The 18,785-nt window shown below is 63.7% G+C and carries 14 protein-coding genes; 8 read left to right on the top strand and 6 right to left on the bottom strand.

Going from position 1 to position 18,785, the window contains the following annotated elements:
• Positions 1–106: 106 nt before the first annotated feature.
• Positions 107–766 (bottom strand): YiaD family glycine zipper/OmpA-like lipoprotein, encoded by a 660-nt coding sequence (locus tag AT395_RS18695; RefSeq protein WP_042116978.1) that lies wholly within the window; start codon positions 764–766, stop codon positions 107–109.
• Between the two features lie 274 nt (positions 767–1,040).
• Between AT395_RS18695 and apbC the strand changes: the two genes are divergently transcribed.
• The 4 genes from apbC (at position 1,041) to gltS (ending at position 6,731) form a co-directional block, all read left to right on the top strand.
• Complete coding sequence (gene apbC / locus AT395_RS18690) at positions 1,041–2,123, top strand: iron-sulfur cluster carrier protein ApbC (RefSeq protein WP_042116976.1); 1,083 nt, start codon at positions 1,041–1,043, stop codon at positions 2,121–2,123.
• Positions 2,124–2,224: 101 nt separating this feature from the next.
• Positions 2,225–2,794 carry a dCTP deaminase gene (gene dcd / locus AT395_RS18685; RefSeq protein WP_039373928.1) on the top strand — a complete coding sequence of 190 codons (570 nt, stop codon included), beginning with the start codon at positions 2,225–2,227 and terminating at the stop codon, positions 2,792–2,794.
• Positions 2,795–2,898: 104 nt separating this feature from the next.
• On the top strand, positions 2,899–5,184 hold the full coding sequence (locus AT395_RS18680; protein ID WP_042116973.1) for an arginine/lysine/ornithine decarboxylase: 2,286 nt from the start codon (positions 2,899–2,901) through the stop codon (positions 5,182–5,184).
• Between the two features lie 332 nt (positions 5,185–5,516).
• Positions 5,517–6,731 (top strand): sodium/glutamate symporter, encoded by a 1,215-nt coding sequence (gene gltS / locus AT395_RS18675; RefSeq protein WP_042116972.1) that lies wholly within the window; start codon positions 5,517–5,519, stop codon positions 6,729–6,731.
• Between the two features lie 112 nt (positions 6,732–6,843).
• Here gltS and argH read toward each other — a convergent pair whose 3' ends face one another.
• The 3 genes from argH to ppc all read right to left on the bottom strand — a co-directional run bounded on the left by argH (position 6,844) and on the right by ppc (position 12,409).
• A complete protein-coding gene (gene argH, locus AT395_RS18670) occupies positions 6,844–8,241 on the bottom strand; it encodes an argininosuccinate lyase (protein ID WP_042116970.1) in 1,398 nt (465 codons plus the stop codon).
• Between the two features lie 133 nt (positions 8,242–8,374).
• On the bottom strand, positions 8,375–9,112 hold the full coding sequence (gene aroQ, locus AT395_RS18665) for a gamma subclass chorismate mutase AroQ (RefSeq protein WP_048629961.1): 738 nt from the start codon (positions 9,110–9,112) through the stop codon (positions 8,375–8,377).
• Positions 9,113–9,430: 318 nt separating this feature from the next.
• Positions 9,431–12,409 (bottom strand): phosphoenolpyruvate carboxylase, encoded by a 2,979-nt coding sequence (gene ppc, locus AT395_RS18660; protein ID WP_072632876.1) that lies wholly within the window; start codon positions 12,407–12,409, stop codon positions 9,431–9,433.
• A gap of 79 nt (positions 12,410–12,488) precedes the next feature.
• Here ppc and hemC point away from each other — a divergent pair, with 79 nt between their 5' ends.
• The 4 genes from hemC to AT395_RS18645 are packed head-to-tail and all read left to right on the top strand — an operon-like array spanning position 12,489 to position 16,785.
• Positions 12,489–13,457: a hydroxymethylbilane synthase gene (gene hemC, locus AT395_RS18655; RefSeq protein ID WP_042116967.1), complete on the top strand. Its 969-nt coding sequence runs from the start codon at positions 12,489–12,491 to the stop codon at positions 13,455–13,457.
• Positions 13,454–14,461 carry a uroporphyrinogen-III synthase gene (locus AT395_RS25360; protein WP_048629960.1) on the top strand — a complete coding sequence of 336 codons (1,008 nt, stop codon included), beginning with the start codon at positions 13,454–13,456 and terminating at the stop codon, positions 14,459–14,461. Before hemC ends, AT395_RS25360 begins: the two co-directional genes overlap by 4 nt.
• Positions 14,448–15,602: a uroporphyrinogen-III C-methyltransferase gene (locus tag AT395_RS25355; RefSeq protein WP_042116964.1), complete on the top strand. Its 1,155-nt coding sequence runs from the start codon at positions 14,448–14,450 to the stop codon at positions 15,600–15,602. Before AT395_RS25360 ends, AT395_RS25355 begins: the two co-directional genes overlap by 14 nt.
• Positions 15,603–15,612: 10 nt before the next feature.
• Positions 15,613–16,785: a heme biosynthesis protein HemY gene (locus AT395_RS18645; RefSeq protein ID WP_048629958.1), complete on the top strand. Its 1,173-nt coding sequence runs from the start codon at positions 15,613–15,615 to the stop codon at positions 16,783–16,785.
• A gap of 114 nt (positions 16,786–16,899) precedes the next feature.
• Here AT395_RS18645 and AT395_RS18640 read toward each other — a convergent pair whose 3' ends face one another.
• The gene (locus tag AT395_RS18640) at positions 16,900–17,091 is read right to left on the bottom strand and encodes a hypothetical protein (protein ID WP_048629957.1); all 192 of its coding nucleotides are present in this window, start codon (positions 17,089–17,091) and stop codon (positions 16,900–16,902) included.
• Between the two features lie 123 nt (positions 17,092–17,214).
• Complete coding sequence (locus AT395_RS18635; protein ID WP_048629956.1) at positions 17,215–18,732, bottom strand: MDR family MFS transporter; 1,518 nt, start codon at positions 18,730–18,732, stop codon at positions 17,215–17,217.
• Positions 18,733–18,785: the final 53 nt, after the last annotated feature.

Here is an 18,785-nt window from a genome sequence, read left to right as displayed (position 1 = left end):
GTTTCGATGCTGCGCCGCACCATGCAATCGCCGCAAGGCCCCCAAATGCGGCATGCCCGGCGGGCCGGGCATGCGTTTGAATGACTGACTTTCGGGGCAGAGGCGATCAGCCGCGCGGGGCTTGCTGGTTCGGCGCGTGCAGCAGGATTTCGACGCGGCGGTTCTGGGCACGGCCTTCGGCGGTGGCATCCGAGGCGACCGGCTGGCTTGACGCCACGCCCGTGCCGCTCATACGGTTCATGGCAACGCCGCGGCTGTTCAGATACTGGATGACGTTGGCCGCCCGGTTCTGCGAGAGAGGAACGTTGATGCGGTCGCCGCCCGTGCTGTCGGTGTGGCCCACGACGTTGGCGGTAATGCCCGGGTTCTGGTTGAGGGTGGCAGCGACGTCGTCGAGCACCGCGCGGAAGTTCGGCTTGATGTCCGCACGGCCGGTATCGAACGTCACGTCGCTCGGCACTGCGACCTTGAGCGAGCCATCCGGCTGTTCGGAGATCGTGGTGCCGGTGCCGGCGGTGTGGCCGCCCAGCTTGTTCTTGATGGCACTCCAGTTGTAGCCCGTCGCACCGCCTGCGGCTGCGCCAACGGCGGCGCCGATCAGCGTGCCGGTGGTATTGCCACCGATGAGGTTGCCCAGACCTGCACCGACTGCGGCGCCAACGCCCGTGCCGACAGCGGTGTTGGTGCCCTGCTCGGTCTGGCATCCGGCGAGCATGGCGGCAGCGGCCAGGATGAGCGCCGATGCGCGCAGAGTGTTCTTATTCATTTAAGGCTCCTTCTCGATTAGCTAGCAGTCATAAAACAACGCGTGAGCACTTCGTCGAAGCACGCGCGCCTTGCAGGGGTTTTGAGCCTGAGGGCGCGCCGTCTTTTACAATAGCGCTGAGTGTCAACCGCAGGCAAGGACAGATTGCCGCGACGGCTGGTTCCCCAAAACACGTGCGCCTCGCATGCTAATCGAGAGCGTGCGCCATGGATGTTACAAGTTGTTAGCGCTCGCCGGGCCTTTCCCGGCGAGCCTCGACAGAGCGAGAGACCACATGGAAGTCGCCCAAATCAATGAAGTGCTGCGTGGCATCGTCGACCCCGACACGGGGCTCGATCTGATCGCCGGGAAGTATGTGAAACAGGTCGCGGCCGAGCACGGTCACGTCGGCATTCAGATCGAATTCGGTTATCCCGCGAAGAGTCAGTTCGAAGCGATGCGTGCGCGCATCACCGATGCCGTGAGCCAATTGCCCGGCGTCGAGCGCGTGGCCGTTGAAATCAGTCAGAAAATCGTGTCGCATGCCGTACAGCGCGGTGTGAAGCTGTTGCCCAATGTGAAGAACATTGTGGCGGTAGCCTCGGGCAAGGGCGGTGTGGGCAAGAGCACCACGGCAGTGAATCTGGCGCTGGCCCTCGCGGCAGAAGGCGCAAACGTCGGTATTCTCGACGCCGACATCTATGGCCCCTCGCTGCCCACGCTGCTGGGCATTCACGGCAAACCCGAGTCGAAGGACGGCAAGACGCTGGAGCCGATGGTCGGCCACGGTCTGCAGGCCAGTTCCATTGGTTTTCTCATCGAGCCGGACAATCCGATGGTCTGGCGCGGCCCGATGGTCACGCAAGCGCTCGAGCAACTGCTCAACCAGACGAACTGGCACGATCTCGACTATCTGATCGTCGACATGCCGCCGGGTACGGGCGACATTCAGCTCACGCTGGCGCAGAAGGTCCCGGTCACCGGGGCGGTCATCGTCACCACGCCGCAAGACCTTGCGTTGCTCGACGCACGCAAGGGTCTCAAGATGTTCGAGAAGGTCGGCGTGCCGATTCTGGGCCTGATCGAGAACATGAGCCTGCATATTTGCTCGAACTGCGGTCATGAGGAGCCGATCTTCGGCGTGGGCGGCGGCGAGCGCATGAGTCACGATTTCGACGTCGACCTGCTGGGCAAGCTGCCGCTGGAGATGAGCATCCGTGTGCACGCCGACGCCGGCATGCCGAGCGTGGTGGGCGACCCGGACGGCCGTGTGGCCGAGCTTTACAAGGCCATTGCCCGAAAGGTGGCGGTGAAGATCGCGGCCAAGCAAAAGGACATGACGAGCAAGTTCCCGTCGATCGTCGTGCAAAACACGTAACGCGGGGGCGGGAAAGCGGTGTGCGTGAAAAAATCACCGCACCGCAACAATCGCGTAAAATACGCCCACTTTTTACGTACTACCCCAGTTCAGGCCCACACATGAGCATCAAGTCCGATAAATGGATCCGGCGAATGGCCGAAGAGCACGGCATGATCGAGCCCTTCGAGCCGTCGCAGATCCGGTATTCCCAGGACGGGCAGAAGATCGTCAGCTACGGCACGTCGAGTTACGGCTACGACATCCGCTGTGCGCCTGAATTCAAGGTCTTCACGAACATCAATTCGACGATCGTGGATCCGAAGAACTTCGACGAGAAGTCCTTTGTCGACGTCGAAAGCGATGTCTGCATCATCCCGCCGAACTCGTTCGCGCTGGCGCGCACCGTCGAGTACTTCCGCATTCCGCGCAGTGTCCTCACCGTGTGCCTGGGCAAATCGACGTATGCCCGTTGCGGCATCATCGTGAACGTAACGCCGTTCGAACCCGAATGGGAGGGCTACGTGACGTTGGAATTCTCGAACACGACGCCGCTGCCGGCCAAGATCTACGCCAACGAAGGCGTGGCTCAGGTGCTGTTCTTCGAGTCCGACGAAGTCTGCGAGACCTCGTACAAGGACCGCGGCGGCAAGTATCAGGGACAGCGTGGTGTCACGCTGCCGAAAACCTAGCCTGCTACGCTCGACTCGCCGCCGGTGAGCATCCCCCCTATCGCACTGCCCAAGAGCCACGGCCATGTTGGACCGTGGCTCGTTCTTTTGTCGAAGGAACGCCAATGAAATTCCGTTTTCCGATCGTCATCATCGACGAGGACTTCCGCTCCGAAAATATCTCCGGGTCCGGAATTCGCTCCTTGGCGGAGGCCATCGAAGCCGAGGGCATGGAAGTCAACGGACTTACGAGCTACGGTGACCTGACCTCGTTCGCGCAACAGGCAAGCCGCGCCTCGAGCTTCATCCTGTCCATCGACGACGACGAGTTCGGCACGTTCTCGAGCGAAGCGGGCGGCGAGGGCGAGGGAGAACTCGCACTGGCCATCATCAACCTGCGCGCTTTCGTGCAGGAAGTACGCCGTCGCAATCCGGATATTCCGATTTTCCTGTACGGCGAGACGCGTACGTCGCGCCATATCCCGAACGACATTCTGCGCGAGTTGCACGGCTTCATTCACATGTTCGAAGACACGCCGGAGTTTGTGGCGCGTCACATCATCCGTGAAGCCAAGTCGTATCTCGACTCGCTGCCGCCGCCGTTCTTCCGCTCGCTTACGCACTACGCGGCCGACGGTTCGTATTCGTGGCATTGCCCTGGGCACTCGGGCGGCGTGGCGTTCCTGAAGAGCCCGGTCGGCCAGATGTTCCATCAGTTCTTCGGTGAAAACATGCTGCGTGCAGACGTGTGCAACGCGGTGGAAGAACTGGGTCAGTTGCTCGACCATAACGGCCCGGTCGGCGCGTCGGAGCGCAATGCAGCGCGCATTTTCAATGCGGATCACCTCTTCTTCGTGACGAACGGCACGTCGACGTCGAACAAGATCGTGTGGCATGCCACGGTGGCGCCGGGCGACATCGTCGTGGTCGACCGTAACTGCCACAAGTCGATCCTGCACGCGATCACCATGACGGGCGCCGTGCCGGTGTTCCTCACACCCACGCGTAATCACCTGGGCATCATCGGTCCGATTCCGAAGTCGGAGTTCGAGCCCGAAGTCATTCGCGCGAAGATCGAAGCGAATCCGTTTGCGCGCGAAGTGCTGGAGCGGGATCCGAATGCCAAGCCGCGCATTCTCACGATCACGCAGAGCACGTATGACGGCGTGATCTACAACGTCGAAATGATCAAGGAAATGCTGGGCAGCAACATCGATACCCTGCACTTCGACGAGGCCTGGCTGCCGCACGCGGCATTCCACGACTTCTACCGCGACATGCACGCGATCGGCGAGGGCCGCCCGCGCTCGTCGGAAGCGACCATCTACGCCACGCACTCGACGCACAAGCTACTCGCCGGTATCTCGCAAGCGTCGCAAATCGTGGTGCAGGATTCTGACGCTCGCACGTTCGACACCTACCGTTTCAATGAGGCGTATCTGATGCATACGTCGACCTCGCCGCAGTACGCGATCATTGCGTCGTGCGACGTGGCGGCCGCGATGATGGAACCGCCGGGCGGCACGGCGCTGGTGGAAGAGTCGATTGTCGAGGCGCTCGACTTCCGCCGCGCCATGCGCAAGGTGGAGGGCGAATATGGCGATTCGTGGTGGTTCTCGGTCTGGGGCCCGGAAAACCTGGGCGACGAAGGCACGATTCAGCGCGAGGACTGGGTGCTGCGCGCGAACGACCGCTGGCACGGCTTTGGCGATCTGGCAGACGGCTTTAACATGCTCGACCCGATCAAGGCGACGATCATCACGCCGGGGCTGGACGTGGATGGCGAGTTCGGCGAGAGCGGTATTCCGGCGGCCATCGTCACCAAGTATCTGGCTGAACACGGCATCATCGTCGAGAAGACCGGGCTGTATTCGTTCTTCATCATGTTCACCATCGGCATCACCAAGGGCCGCTGGAACTCGATGGTGACCGAGCTGCAACAGTTCAAGGACGACTACGATCACAACCGTCCGCTGTGGCGTGTGCTGCCCGAATTCGTGGCGAAATTCCCGCGCTACGAGCGCATCGGTCTGCGTGACCTGTGCGATCAGATTCACAGCGTGTACAAGGCGAACGATGTAGCGCGCGTGACGACCGAGATGTACCTCTCGGACATGCAGCCGGCGATGAAGCCGACCGATGCCTTCTCGAAGCTGGCGCACCGCCAGATCGACCGGGTGCCCATCGACGAACTTGAAGGCCGCGTAACCAGCGTGCTGCTCACCCCGTATCCGCCGGGCATTCCGCTGTTGATTCCGGGCGAGCGCTTCAACGCCGCGATCATTGAGTACCTGCGCTTCGCACGCGACTTCAACGAGCGCTTCCCGGGCTTCCATACCGATATCCACGGGCTGGTCGTCGAGGAGGTCGACGGACGCCCCGAATACTTCGTGGATTGCGTGCGCCAGTAAGCTATCTTGCCTTGCGCCAAAACGGTCCTGTGTGAAAGCACAGGGCCGTTTTTTTATGTGCCGATCCCCTAATGGGCGGCACGCCTTATACGCCTGTTTGCGGTGTCCTAATTCTGCATGTCACGTATGTTTCGTTTGCAGCTCGCAGCAGCCTTGGCGCAACTCAATCGAAATACCCGTTAACTTTCGCCAAATATCGGTATATTGGCTTGCGGCGCCCTCAGTCGCTCGATTTGTGGATTAGCTTGAATTTTTAATAATTAGGCATTTTCCCAGCAATTAGGACGACTTCGATTGCTACACTCGACGCACTTTTTCGAGCAGGAGGGTTCATGGAAACCGGACAACTGGTGTTCAGCAACTACGGCACGCTCGTTTGTGCCACGTTGGTGTTGTTGCTGGGCCGCAAATTGGTCGAGTGGATCTCACCGCTTCGTACGTACAGCATTCCGGAACCGGTGGCTGCCGGGTTGCTGGTGGCGCTGGGTACGCTCGCGCTGCGTGAGGTCGGGCACTTCGAGTTGAAGTTCGATACGTCGCTGCAAACGCCATTGATGCTGGCGTTCTTCGCAACGATCGGTCTGTCGGCCAATCTGGCCAGCCTCAAGGCGGGCGGGCGTCGTCTGGTGTTGTTCCTCGCCGTGGTGGCGGGTATGTTGATCACGCAGAATGCGATTGGCGTGGGGCTTGCCACGCTGATGGGGCTCGCGCCCGGTGTGGGCCTGCTGGGCGGGTCGATCACGTTGGCCGGCGGGCACGGTACGGGAGCGGCGTGGGGGGAGACGCTGACCACGCGCTACGGCGTGCAGTCGGCGCTTGAGATCGCTATGGCGTGTGCCACGTTCGGCCTGGTGCTGGGTGGCCTGTTGGGCGGGCCGGTGGCACGGTTTCTGGTCGGGCGTCTGGGTAATAAGGTGCCGGGTTTCGACGCGGCGAAGGATGCAGCGCCGGAAGGGTTCGAGCAACCGCATACGGTGCGACTGATCACGGCGCAGGCGCTGATCGAAACGGTGGCGATGATCGCGATCTGTCTGCTGGGCGGCGAAGTCATTGCCCGCTGGCTGTCGGGCACCATGTTCGAGGTGCCGACATTCGTTTGCGTGCTGTTCACCGGTGTGATCGTGCGCAACCTGTTATCGCTCGTGGGCTATGAGGTCTTCGATCGTTCCCTGTCGGTGATGGGCAACGTCAGTCTGTCGTTGTTCCTGGCGATGGCGCTCATGACCTTGCGCCTGTGGGACCTTTCGACGCTTGCGTTACCGATGATCGTGATTCTCGTCGTGCAGGCGATAGCGATGGCGACGTACGCGATTTTCGTCACGTTCCGGGTCATGGGAAGCAACTATGACGCGGCAGTCCTTGCGGCGGGTCATTGCGGCTTCGGGCTGGGCGCGACGCCGACGGCCATCGCCAACATGCAGGCCGTGACCGAGCGCTTCGGCCCATCGCACATCGCGTTCCTGATCGTGCCGATGGTGGGGGCGTTCTTCATCGACATTCTCAACGCGCTCATCATCAAGGGGTTCTTGTCGTTACCGCTGTTCTGATGCGAGGCGCATGACGTCGTCGTGCCAATAAAAAAAATGCCACCCGATCGGGTGGCATTTTCGTTAGTGCCGGGGAGGGTGCGAACTTCGCGGTCATCCCGGCCAAACGGTATTACCTGGCGAGCTTTGCGCGGGCTGCGGCGATGGCGCGTTGCACCTGCGCCGGGGCCGTGCCGCCGATGTGGTTACGGCTGGCGACCGAGCCTTCGAGCGTGAGGTAATCGAAGACGTCTTCCCCGACCAGCGGCGAGAACTTCTGCAACTCCGCGAGCGAGAGGTCGGCCAGATCGATATCGCGATCCGAGCAGATCTTCACGGCGTGCGCCACGATTTCGTGGGCGTCGCGGAACGGAAGACCCTTCTTGACGAGGTAGTCGGCCAGATCGGTCGCGGTCGAGAAGCCTTGCAGTGCGGCGTTGCGCATATTGGCTTCGCGCACCTTGATGCCCGGCACCATGTCCGCGAAGATGCGCAGCGTGTCGATCACGGTGTCGACCGTGTCGAACAGCGGCTCCTTGTCTTCCTGATTGTCTTTGTTGTACGCCAGCGGCTGGCCCTTCATCAGCGTGAGCAGAGCGATCAGGTGACCGTTGACGCGGCCGGTCTTGCCACGCGCCAACTCGGGCACGTCCGGGTTTTTCTTCTGCGGCATGATCGAGCTGCCGGTGCAGAAACGGTCTGCCAGATCGATGAAGCCCACACGCGGGCTCATCCACAGCACCAGTTCTTCCGAAAAACGGGAGACGTGCGTCATCACGAGCGCTGCGGCGGCCGTGAATTCGATGGCGAAGTCACGATCCGACACCGCGTCGAGCGAGTTTGCGCAGACTTCTTCGAAGCCGAGCGTTGCCGCGACACGTTCACGATCGATCGGGTAGCTCGTGCCGGCGAGCGCAGCCGCGCCCAGCGGCAGACGGTTCACGCGGCGGCGCACGTCGAGCATGCGCTCGGCGTCGCGGCTGAACATCTCGAAGTAGGCCATCAGGTGATGACCGAACGTCACCGGCTGGGCCACTTGCAGGTGCGTGAAGCCGGGGAGAATCGTGGCGCTGTGCTGCTCTGCCAGATCCAGCAACGCCCGGCGCAGGTCGCCCAGATGATCGCCGATACGGTCGATTTCGCTGCGCAGCCACAGGCGGATGTCGGTCGCGACCTGATCGTTACGCGAGCGGCCGGTGTGCAGGCGCTTGCCGGCGTCGCCGATGAGGGCGGTCAGACGGGCTTCGATGTTCAGGTGAACGTCTTCGAGATCCAGTTGCCACTCGAACTCGCCGCGCTCGATCTCGCCACGGATCTGCGTCATGCCGCGCTGAATGTCGGCCAGATCCTGTGCGCTGATGATGCCTTGCGCCGAGAGCATGTCGGCATGGGCGAGCGAACCTTCGATGTCGAACAGCGCAAGGCGCTTGTCGAAGAACACCGACGCCGTATAGCGCTTGACGAGTTCGGAAACGGGTTCGGAAAAGCGGGCCGACCAGGCTTCGCCTTTCTTGTGGAGTTGGGAGGTCATTGTCGTAGCGTGGCTAGTCGAGGCCCATCGGGGCAGATGGAAGCAAACCGTGGCGGAGCACGGCAAACCGTGATTATACAACCCCCGGGAGCGTCGCCACGACACGCTCGGCGCCGGGGTTCGGCGCCGGCGCTCAGTTCGCCGCCGACAATGTCCAGATGCGCGGCGGTGCCGACAGGCAAAGCCCGGAGGTCGCTTCGTCGAACGCCGCGCGTTGCAGCGCTTCGAGTTTCGCCGTTTTCGCAATACGCTCGCGCGCCTGATGGATGCGGGCCATGCGCGACGGATCGTCGGGCAGCGCACACAGGCGCCCGAGATCGTGCATGAGCGAGGTGCTCAGCCGGTCTAGTGCCGGGCGCAGGCGCGAGGCCAGATCGACCGGCTCGCCCGGGGCACGGCCCTCGCGCGCCCAACGGGCCAGCAGAGCCGTCTGCACCAGCTTGCCGGCCTCGATTTGCAGGCGGAAGAAGGTGCGCGCCTGCGCGGGTGTCAGGCCGAACTGAGCGGCGCGCTCGCCTGCATTGTCGAGCAACGCCTGCTCGCGCGGCGTGTCCTGAACCGGTTTCCCGGACGTGTACTTGGTTCGTGCTACCGCTTCACTGATGGCCAGGCGCTCCAGAATGCCGTTCATCAACGGGTCGACAATCGGATCGACGACTTGCGGCCGCTTGGCCGGCGTACCAGGCGAAGCACTCAGCGTTTGCGAGACTAACCGCACGGCCAGCCCCCGCACGCCATGCGGTGCAGCGGCGGTGAGCGCGTTCGCAGGGAATGGGTAGGCGTTAGCGTCGCGTGTCGGCAGTATCGCCGCTGTGGACCCCGTGCCGGCCAGCGTCGCGGTGGACAGCAGGGCGAGCGTCGTTGCTGTCATGAGTACTGCGGTGCCTAACACAAAGCGAGTGCGGGTAGCGCGAGTGGCACCGGTGGCGCGCGCCACGCGTGGTGCGGGTGTTGGTAGTGCGTTGGAATCGGAATGCATGATGGATGGGCCCCCCGGCAGCCATCGGGTCGAATCCGACAAAATATACCGTTCTATCGGTCGACTGTCGTTGGGGAGAATCCCAAGGGGGCATGTCGATTGGCGGCGGCCGACGTGGCGATGGGGGCGGACGCAAACGGATACCGTGCCACTCGGGGGCTGCGCCAGCCCCTCAGCATGGGGCCGGCGCAGCGTCAGGCGTTGCGGGTATCAGCCCGTGTTGCGCAGACCCGCTGCAATGCCGTTGATGGACAGATGAATGCCTCGCCGCGCACGCTCGTCGGACTCGCCTGCCCGATGGCGCCGCAACAACTCGACCTGCAAGTGGTTGAGCGGATCGAGATACGGGAAGCGGTTCTTGATCGAGCGGGCAAGCAACGGATTGTCCGCAAGGCGTTCTTCATGACCGGTGATGAGGGCGAGCGCCTGCGACGTGCTTTGCCACTCACTCACGATGCGATCGAAAACGCGTTTGCGCAGCTTCTCGTCCGCAACCAGTTCGGCATAGCGTGAGGCCACGGCCAGATCGGTCTTGGCGAGCACCATATCCATGTTCGAGAGCAGGTTCGCGAAGAACGGCCAGCGTTTGACCATCTGACGCAACGTGTCGAGACGCTTCTCGCGGCCCGCGTCGCCGTCCTTGCCCTTGCTGTCCTCCCCTTCGCCGTCGAGATACGCGCTGACTGCGCTGCCGAAGCCATACCAGCCCGTGATCAGCAAACGGCATTGGCCCCACGAGAACCCCCAAGGGATGGCGCGCAAATCCTCGATACGGCGGTTCTTCGGATCGGAAAATTTGCGCGAGGCAGGGCGTGAGCCGATGTTCAGCTCGGCGATTTCCGCGATCGGCGTTGCCGAGAAGAAGTAGTCGGTGAAGCCCGGCGTCTCGTAGACGAGGTTGCGATAGGCGGCGAAGGCTGTGTCGGAGAGGGTCTGCATGACCTTCTCGTATGCCGCCAGACGCGGCGGCTGGTTGCGGCTCGGCAGCAGCGTTGCTTCGAGCGTGGCGGCCACGATCGTCTCCAGGTTGCGCCGCCCGATCTCCGGGTTGGCGAACTTGCTCGCAATGATCTCGCCTTGCTCCGTGAGGCGAATCTGCCCCTTCACCGTGCCCGGCGGCTGCGACAGGATGGCCTGATAGGTCGGGCCGCCGCCACGGCCCACGGTGCCGCCCCGGCCGTGGAACAGCCGCAGGCGAATGCCTTTCTCCTCGAACAGGCGAACCAGTGCCAGTTCCGCCTTGTAGAGTTCCCAGTTCGACGTGAGAAAACCGCCATCCTTATTGCTGTCGGAGTAGCCGAGCATGACTTCCTGCTCGCCGCCTTGCTGGGTCACCACAGCGGACATGCCGGGAATGTCGAAGAACTCTCGCATGATGACCGGCGCATTGCGCAAGTCGGCAATCGTCTCGAAGAGCGGGATGACCATGGCGCCGACTTTGGGCTCGATGGCCTTCGCGCTGCCGCTGCCGAGCGCGCCCTGAAAGAGGCCAGTCTCCTTTTGCAGCAGCATGACTTCCACCAGATCGCTCACGGTTTCCGTATGCGAGATGATGTAGTTGCGTACCGCACGAGGGCCGAAGCGTGCGCGAATGTCGCGCGCGGTAGCGAACACGGCCAACTCGTCGCGAGTGCGCTGAGAATAGTCGAGATACGGCGAGAAGAGCGCACGCGGCTCACTTAGCTCGCGTAGCAACAAAGCGAGCTTTGCGTCTTCGTCGAGTTTTGCGTAATTCGCTTCTACGCCCGCCTTGGCGAACAATTCGGCGATGACGGCTTCGTGAATGTCCGAACTCTGGCGCAGATCGATACTCGCCAGATGGAAGCCGAACACTTCCGCGGCGCGCACGAGCGGGCCGAGTCGCTGGGAGACCAGCGCGCCGCCATGATGTGCCATCAGCGAGGCGACGACCGTGTTCAGGTCCGAGATGAATTCGCTGGCGTCGAGGTACGGCCGGGCGTCGCCGACGGCGCCGCGATGCGGCACGTGGCCGACCCACTCGCGTGCTGTGGCAGCCAGTCGGGCGTACACGCCGATGAGCGCGCGTCGATACGGCTCGTCGGTGCGGTGCGGCGAGTCGTCGGGTGAGCGGCGCGCGAGCGTGAGCAGCGCGTCGCTTGCCCCGGCGAGCAATTGCGAGACGGACAATTCCGCGCCCAGCAAGTGCACCTCTTCGAGGTAATGCGCAAAGATCTCGGTGGCCTGACGCGTGATCGCGAGTTGCAGCGTTTGCGCCGTGACGTTCGGATTGCCGTCGCGATCTCCGCCGATCCAACTGCCCATTTGCAGGAATCGTCCGAGGCCCTCGGCGCGTACGCCCGGCACGGCGTCGTGCAGTTCTGCGCTCACATCGTCGTACAGCGCGGGGATTTCGGTGAGGAACGTGCTGCGGTAATACGACAGCGCGTTGTCGATTTCGTCGGCCACCGTCAGTCGTGAGCTACGCAGCATGCGGGTCTGCCAAAGCGTGGTGACGTAAGCACGCATCGATTCGGTGTTGCGCGACGACTCACGCTCGGTGAGGGCGTCGTCGCGATGCGCCAGCAGACGCGCGATTTCGCGTTCGGCGTCGAGAATACTCTTTCGCTGAACTTCGGTCGGATGTGCGGTGAGCACGGGCACGATCAGGGCGCTGGCGAAAAACGCCTGCAGCGTGGCGGGATCGGCGCGTCCGGCATCTTTCAGGCTTTGCAGGGCGGCGCTCAGGCTGCCCGGCTGGGCGCGGCTGCCCGCCAGCGCGTGCACGCGGCGACGCCGGTTATGGTGGCGGTCCTCGGCGATATTGGCCAGATGCGAGAAGTAGCTGAACGCACGCACCACCTGAATGGCTTGCTCGTTGGTCAGACCGCCCAGCATCGTGTCGAGCGCGCGGGCGGCGCTGCGGTCGCCTTCGCGGTGAAAGCGCACGGCATTCTGACGAATGGTCTCGACCAGATCGAAGGCAGCACTGCCTTGTTGTTCGCGCAGCACGTCGCCGAGCAGGCGGCCGAGAAAGCGTATGTCCTCGCGCAGCGGGGCGTCTTTGTCCTCACGCGAGCGGCGAGTCTTGGGCGCTGTGGATCTGGCCGGCACATCCGGCGCCGGTGTCCGGGTGAATGGGGCCGCTGCTGCTGCCTTGGCGGGGGAAGTTTTGCCGACCGACTTGGCGAGGCCCTCTTGCGGGGCTTTTACCTTTGCGCTGCTCTTCATGTCGCTCCTCTCGAGACCAGCCGTTCGGGCCGGTCAAGCGTGTTACCATTTTTTCTTTTGGTCTTCACGCGGTTGCTGAATGAACTTCGCTGCTCCTGAAACCCTGGTGATCGCTTCGCGCGAGAGCCGGCTCGCCATGTGGCAAGCCGAACACGTACGTGACGCGCTGCACAAATTATATCCGCAGTGTCACGTGAGTATTCTCGGAATGACCACTCGTGGTGACCAGATTCTCGACCGATCGCTCGCGAAGGTCGGCGGCAAGGGGCTGTTCGTCAAGGAACTCGAACTGGCGCTGGCCGACGGTCGTGCCGACCTCGCCGTACATTCGCTCAAAGACGTGCCGATGCAACTGCCCGACGGTTTTACGCTGGCGGCCGTGCTTGAGCGCGAAGATCCTTGCGACGCCTTCGTGAGCAACGATTACGACAGCCTTGATGCGCTGCCCGCCGGCGCGGTGGTCGGCACGTCGAGTCTGCGGCGCGAAGTGAGTTTGCGCACCCGGTATCCGCATCTGAAGGTCGCGCCGTTACGCGGGAATCTGGATACGCGTCTGGGCAAGCTGGACCGTGGCGACTTCGCGGCAATCATTCTTGCCGCGGCCGGCCTCAAGCGATTGGGGCTTGGCGCACGTATTCGTGCCACGATTCCGGCCGACGCCAGCTTGCCGGCTGCCGGGCAGGGGGCGCTAGGCATTGAAGTGCGCGCCGGACGTCCCGAAATCCTGCAATGGCTCGCACCGTTGCACGATGCCAACACTACGCTGGCCGTGAGCGCCGAGCGTGCTGTCTCGCGAGCTTTGGGCGGGTCGTGTCAGGTACCGCTGGGGGCGTTTGCGGAATTCACGCCGCAGGGCGAATTGACGTTGCGTGCTTTCATCGCGTCGACGGATGGGGCGACGGTGCTTCACGCGCAGGGAGCGGCCAATGTCGCCCAGGGCGACGTGGCGGGCGCCGAGGCATTGGGGCAGCGCGTGGCCCAGGAGTTGATCGACGCGGGCGGGCTGGCGTTGGTGCCGCCGTCCGAGCCGAAGGATCCTCCCGTTTGAGCCCGCGCGCGCCGGTTCCGCCGCCTGTCAGGGGGCTCGCCTCGGAGACCGCTGCCGGACGCCCCGTTGCCGGTTCGGCGACGCCTCCCGCGCCGTGCGCGATTCTGACGCGCCCCGATGGGCAGGCGGATGCGCTCGCCAGGGCGCTGAATGCCGAAGGCATCGACACGCTCGCGTTCCCGTTGCTGGATATCGCGGCGCAAGCCGATCTCGGCGCGTTGGCGGCACTCGACAGTGCATTGGGCGCGTTGACCTCATACGCGCTGGCGGTGTTCGTCTCGCCCAATGCGGTCGCACATGCACTGGCGCGGCTGGTGGATGTGCGGTCGCCCGACGTTGGTGAGGCCGCCAATGATGTCGATGGCAACGCGAATGCAGGCAACCTCTGGCCGGCCGCATTGCCGGTCGCGGTGGTAGGGCCCGGTAGTGCGCAGGCGCTGGCAGACGCAGGCATCGCCGCGCCGAAGCACCGGGTGATCGTGCCGCCGGGAGGCCCGGCGGCGAGATTCGACTCGGAAGCTTTGCTCGAGCAACTCGATCTGACAGCACTCGCCGGACATCGTGTGTTGATCGTACGAGGCGACGGCGGCCGCGAACTGCTGGCCGACACGTTGCGCGCGAACGGGGCACAGGTCGACATCGTGAGCGCCTATACGCGTCGGGCCCCGGCGCCGGATGCTGCCGCATGGGCCGCGCTGGAAGCCCGGCTGGCCTCGCCCGCGCATTGCGCATGGGTGCTGACCAGCTCGGAAGCCGTAAGACATCTGGCGACTTTGCTCGCGGCGCGCTATGGTACGCGCGACGGTCTTCACACGCCGGGCACCCCGCAAGTGCTGGCGCAAATCCTCGCTGCGACGTGCTTTACGTCGCATGCGCGCATCGCAGATGCCGCGCGCGCTGCGGGGTTTGATAGGATTACGCAATGCGCGCCCGGCGACGAGAACTTGCTGGCGGCACTCAAAACATGGGCGGATCCCATTCAAGTCAAGCATGACGACAGATAATCGCGTTCCAGAGTCTTCCCAGAACCCGTCGGCGCCGAGCGGCCCGGCGGCGTCGAATTCCCCTGCAACCGGCGGTGCGACTTACGGCACGGCGGGTGTCCCGCCTACGTGGCAGCCACCGGAGCCGCCGCAAAAGCGCCGTGGCTCTGGGGCCGCGTTGCCGTGGCTGCTCTTCGTGCTCGTGTCGGCGGGTGCCGGCATCGGCGGCTGGTCGCTCAACCAGAAGCTGGATCGTGTGCAGCAGGAAATGGCGCGCCGTCAGCAGGCGGGCGACGCACAAGTGATGCAGGCGCAGGTACGCACCGCACAGGCGCTCGACAATCAGCGCGATCTGCAGAACCGTCTCACTTCGCTCGAAGGCCGAGTGTCCGATTCGCGCAGTCAGCAGGCCGCGCTTGAACAGCTCTATCAGGAACTCGCGCACAACCGCGACGAATGGGTGCTGGCCGAGACCGAGCAAATCGTCACGAGTGCGAATCAACAGTTGCAACTCACAGGTAACGTGCGTGGCGCGCTGATTGCGCTGGAAGGTGCAGATGCGCGTCTGGCGCGCACGGGGGCACCGCAACTTGCCGGTGTGCGCGACGCCCTGAAGAAGGACATCGACCGCCTGAAGGCGGTGCCTGCCGCCGATTTGCCGCAACTGACAGGCAAACTCGATCAGGCGATCGCCATGATCGACACACTGCCGTTGCAGGCCGAGGAACAACGCACCGAACCGAAGACGGATGTAAGCGGCCCGAGCGGCGCCGGCGAGACCGGCTGGACGGCAACGTGGCACCGCCTGTCCGGCGAGATGCTGGGTAGTCTGAAGCAACTGGTGCAGGTGCGTCGTCTGGACGACCCGGACGTGATGCTCGTCGCGCCGGAGCAGGGGGCTTTCCTGCGCGCCAATCTCAAGCTGCGTCTGCTTAATGCGCGTCTGGCGCTGCTGGCGCGCAATGCGTCGGCCGTGCACAGCGACGTGCTGGTCGCGCAAGCCGCGCTCGACAAGTACTTCGATGCGAAGTCACGCCGCATCGCTGCCGTGAAAACGTTGCTCGATCAGGTCGACTCGGGCTCGCGCACGATCGAACTGCCGACCCTTGACGCCAGCCTGACCGCCATCGGTCAGGTCAAGGACGTCAAGGACAAGCCGTAAGGAGCCGGGCATGCGAGGATTGATCTGGTTGACGCTCCTGTTCGCGGTGGCGGCCGGCTTCGCCGTGCTGGCCACGTTCAATCACGGGCAGGTGGTGATGCTGGTGCCGCCTTACCGTGTAGACGTATCGCTGAACCTTTTCGTGCTGGCGCTGCTGGCTTTGTTCGTTGCGCTGTACGTCATCATTCGTATCCTGCGCAACATCTACAAGATGCCGGAGCGCGTGGCCGCTTACCGTAATCGCCAGCGTAGCCGCCGAGCGAACATCGCCTTGCGCGACGCGGTGGCCAATCTTTTCGCAGGTCGCTACACGCGTGCCGAGAAAGCGGCGCGCGAAGCAGCGGAGCAAGACGATAACCGTGGCGTGGCGGCGATTATCGGGGCGCGTGCGGCGCATCGCATGCGCGAGTTTGCACGTCGCGACGCATGGCTGGCCGAGGCGCAGGGGGCGAATCTGGAAGAGGCGCGTCTGTTGCAGACGGCCGAGTTGCGTGTGGATACCCGCGATGCGGAAGGCGCGCTCGAAGCACTCACCGAGATGCGGGCGCAGGGGGCACGTCGCATGCAGGCGCAGCTTGTCGCGTTGCGTGCGCATCAGCATCTGAAGCATTGGCCGGAAGTACTCAATCTGCTCAAGATGCTGGAAAAGCGCGAGGCGCTGCATCCCGCGCTGGCGGCCAAGCTCAAGCAGACGGCCAGCGAAGGCATTCTGCGCGATCACCGGCACGACGCCGACGCACTGCTCAAGTGCTGGCATGAACTGCCGCCCGACACCCGCACCTCGGCGCGAATTGCCGATGTGGCGGCGGAATTGCTGATCTCGCTCGACCGCCCGCGTGAGGCACGCGACATTGTGGAAGCCGCGCTGGCCGAGCACTGGGATTCGCGTCTGCTGCGACGCTATGCAGAGTGTGCCGGCGGCGACGCGCTCCCGCTCATCCAGAAAGCCGAGGCATGGCAACAACGCCATCCGAACGATCCCGATCTGCTCTTCGCGCTGGGCAAGCTGTGTCAGCATCAGCGTTTGTGGGGCAAGGCGCAGACGTTCCTCGAAGGTGCGCTGCGCCATACCGACGAGCTTCATTTGCAGCAGCGCGTGCATCTGGCGTTGGCACAACTCTTCGAAGGTCTTGGTCAGATGGAACAGGCCAACCGTCACTACCGGGCTTGCGCGACCGCGTAAGTCCCCGCGAGTCTCTCAGCGCACCGATGACATCTGCGCAGCAGTCGCATGTCGTCGGTGTGCGTCGCAGGAGCGCCCGAAAGCGCTTCGATCCTCACCGTAGTCTCTCTTCAGTCAGTCCAGCAATGCGCTCCGATAGTCCCCGAGCGCCTCGGCAATGTTGGTGCGCGCGTGCGCCGCGAGATCGTTGAAGTCGCTATCCATGCAGGCCGAGTACCGGTCGTGAAGCCCTTCGATGCACTCGCTGCATGAGAACACAAGGTGTTCGAACTCGCCCTCCATCGCGGCGATATCGATGCGTTGCATGAGCAAGGCATGAGCCTCTTGTCTCGGAATCTGCCCGGTGTGGCTGGCGATCACGGCGACGGTGAATTGCGTGAAGGCGATGCGCGGGCGATGAGCATCGCGTGCGCGGGGACTGCTGCCTGGTTACTCGATGGCCGTCGCCTCGTTCCCGGAGCTCTGACGCAACGGCAATTCCGGCAACCGGCCGAGTGCAACGATGGCAAGCGCCGCGACGAGCGCGCTACCGGCGAAGAACGCACCGAAAGCGAGCCGCAGATGCGCTTCCATTCCCGCCGGTGCGCCACCGGGACGCAGGAAGTCGGTCAGTTCGCGCGATGCGCCGCCGTCTTCTCCCGCGCCCGAAACCAGCAGGCCGACGATCAGTGCACCGAACATGGCCACGCCGATCATACCGCCCAGTGCCCGGAAGAACGCATGGGCGGCCGTCGCAATACCGATATCGCGGGGTGCGACGGCATTTTGCGTGGCCACGGTCATGACCGGCATGGCCGAGCCGAAGCCGATGCCGACGAATCCTAGGCACAGCCCGATCACCACGAGCGGCAGCGATTGCACGCCCATCGCAATCGTGGCGAGCCCGAGAAACGCTACCGGCAGACCGATCTGCGGCGGACGCTTGTAGTGCCCGGTCTTGCGCATGTAATGCCCGGAACTGAGCGCGCCGATCACGATTCCCAGCAGTGGCAAGATCAGCATCAGTCCCGAACGACTGGCCGATTCGCCCCGTTGCAACTGAAGATATAGCGGTACGTAGATCCCGATACTGATGTTCACCATCATGACCAGCACCGCCATCGTCGACGTCATCCGGAAGACCGGGTTGGCGAGCAGCGCGAGTGGCAGCAGGGGCTCTCGCACCGTGCGTTGATGACGCAGGAAGACGGCGCCGACGACCATGGCGGCGACAAGCAGGCCGCCGATCTCCTTCGAGAACCAGGCATAGCGGTGCCCGCCCCACGTGAGCGCGAGCAGCAGACAGACGGTGGCGGCGATCAGTAGGAGCGAGCCGAGATAATCGATGCTCGGCTTGCCTTCACGACGCGGCAGACGCCGCAACGCCCGGTCGCTCAGATAGATGGCGAGCACGCCGAGCGGGAGGTTGATCCAGAAGATGAGGGTCCAGTTCAGGTACTGGGCGAACACGCCGCCAGTGACGGGGCCCGCCACACCGGAGACCGCGAACATGCCGGAGATATACCCCTGATACCGGCCGCGTTCGCGCGGCGAGACGATGTCAGCGATCACGGTGTTGGACAGGGCGATGAGGCCACCGCCGCCCAGACCCTGAACGCCACGCGCGAGGATCAGCGCGAGCATGCTCGGCGCCAGTGCGCACAGCACCGATCCGACGAGGAAGACCGCCACGCTCACGGCGATGACGACGCGTCGTCCGAGCAGATCGGAGAGTTTGCCGACGATGGGCGTAATGGCAGTGGACGACAGCAGGTAGGCGGTGACCACCCAGGACACGGCGTCGAAGCTGCCAAGGTCACGGGCGATGGTCGGCAGGGCAGGCGCCACGATGGTCTGATCGAGCGAGCCGAGAAACATGATGAGCAGCAGGCCGGAGAGGATCGACTTGACCTCGGCGGGAGTGAGCGAGACGCCGGCCGGCGTCGCCTGTGAGTCGTTGGCGGGCATGCGGATTCTTTGGGGAAAAAACAGGCCGTCCCGACGGGGACGGCCTCACGAAT

Source organism: Pandoraea apista (assembly GCF_001465595.2).
In the GTDB taxonomy this organism is placed as follows: Bacteria; Pseudomonadota; Gammaproteobacteria; order Burkholderiales; family Burkholderiaceae; genus Pandoraea; species Pandoraea apista.
This window is presented reverse-complemented; position numbering and strand designations above follow the sequence as displayed.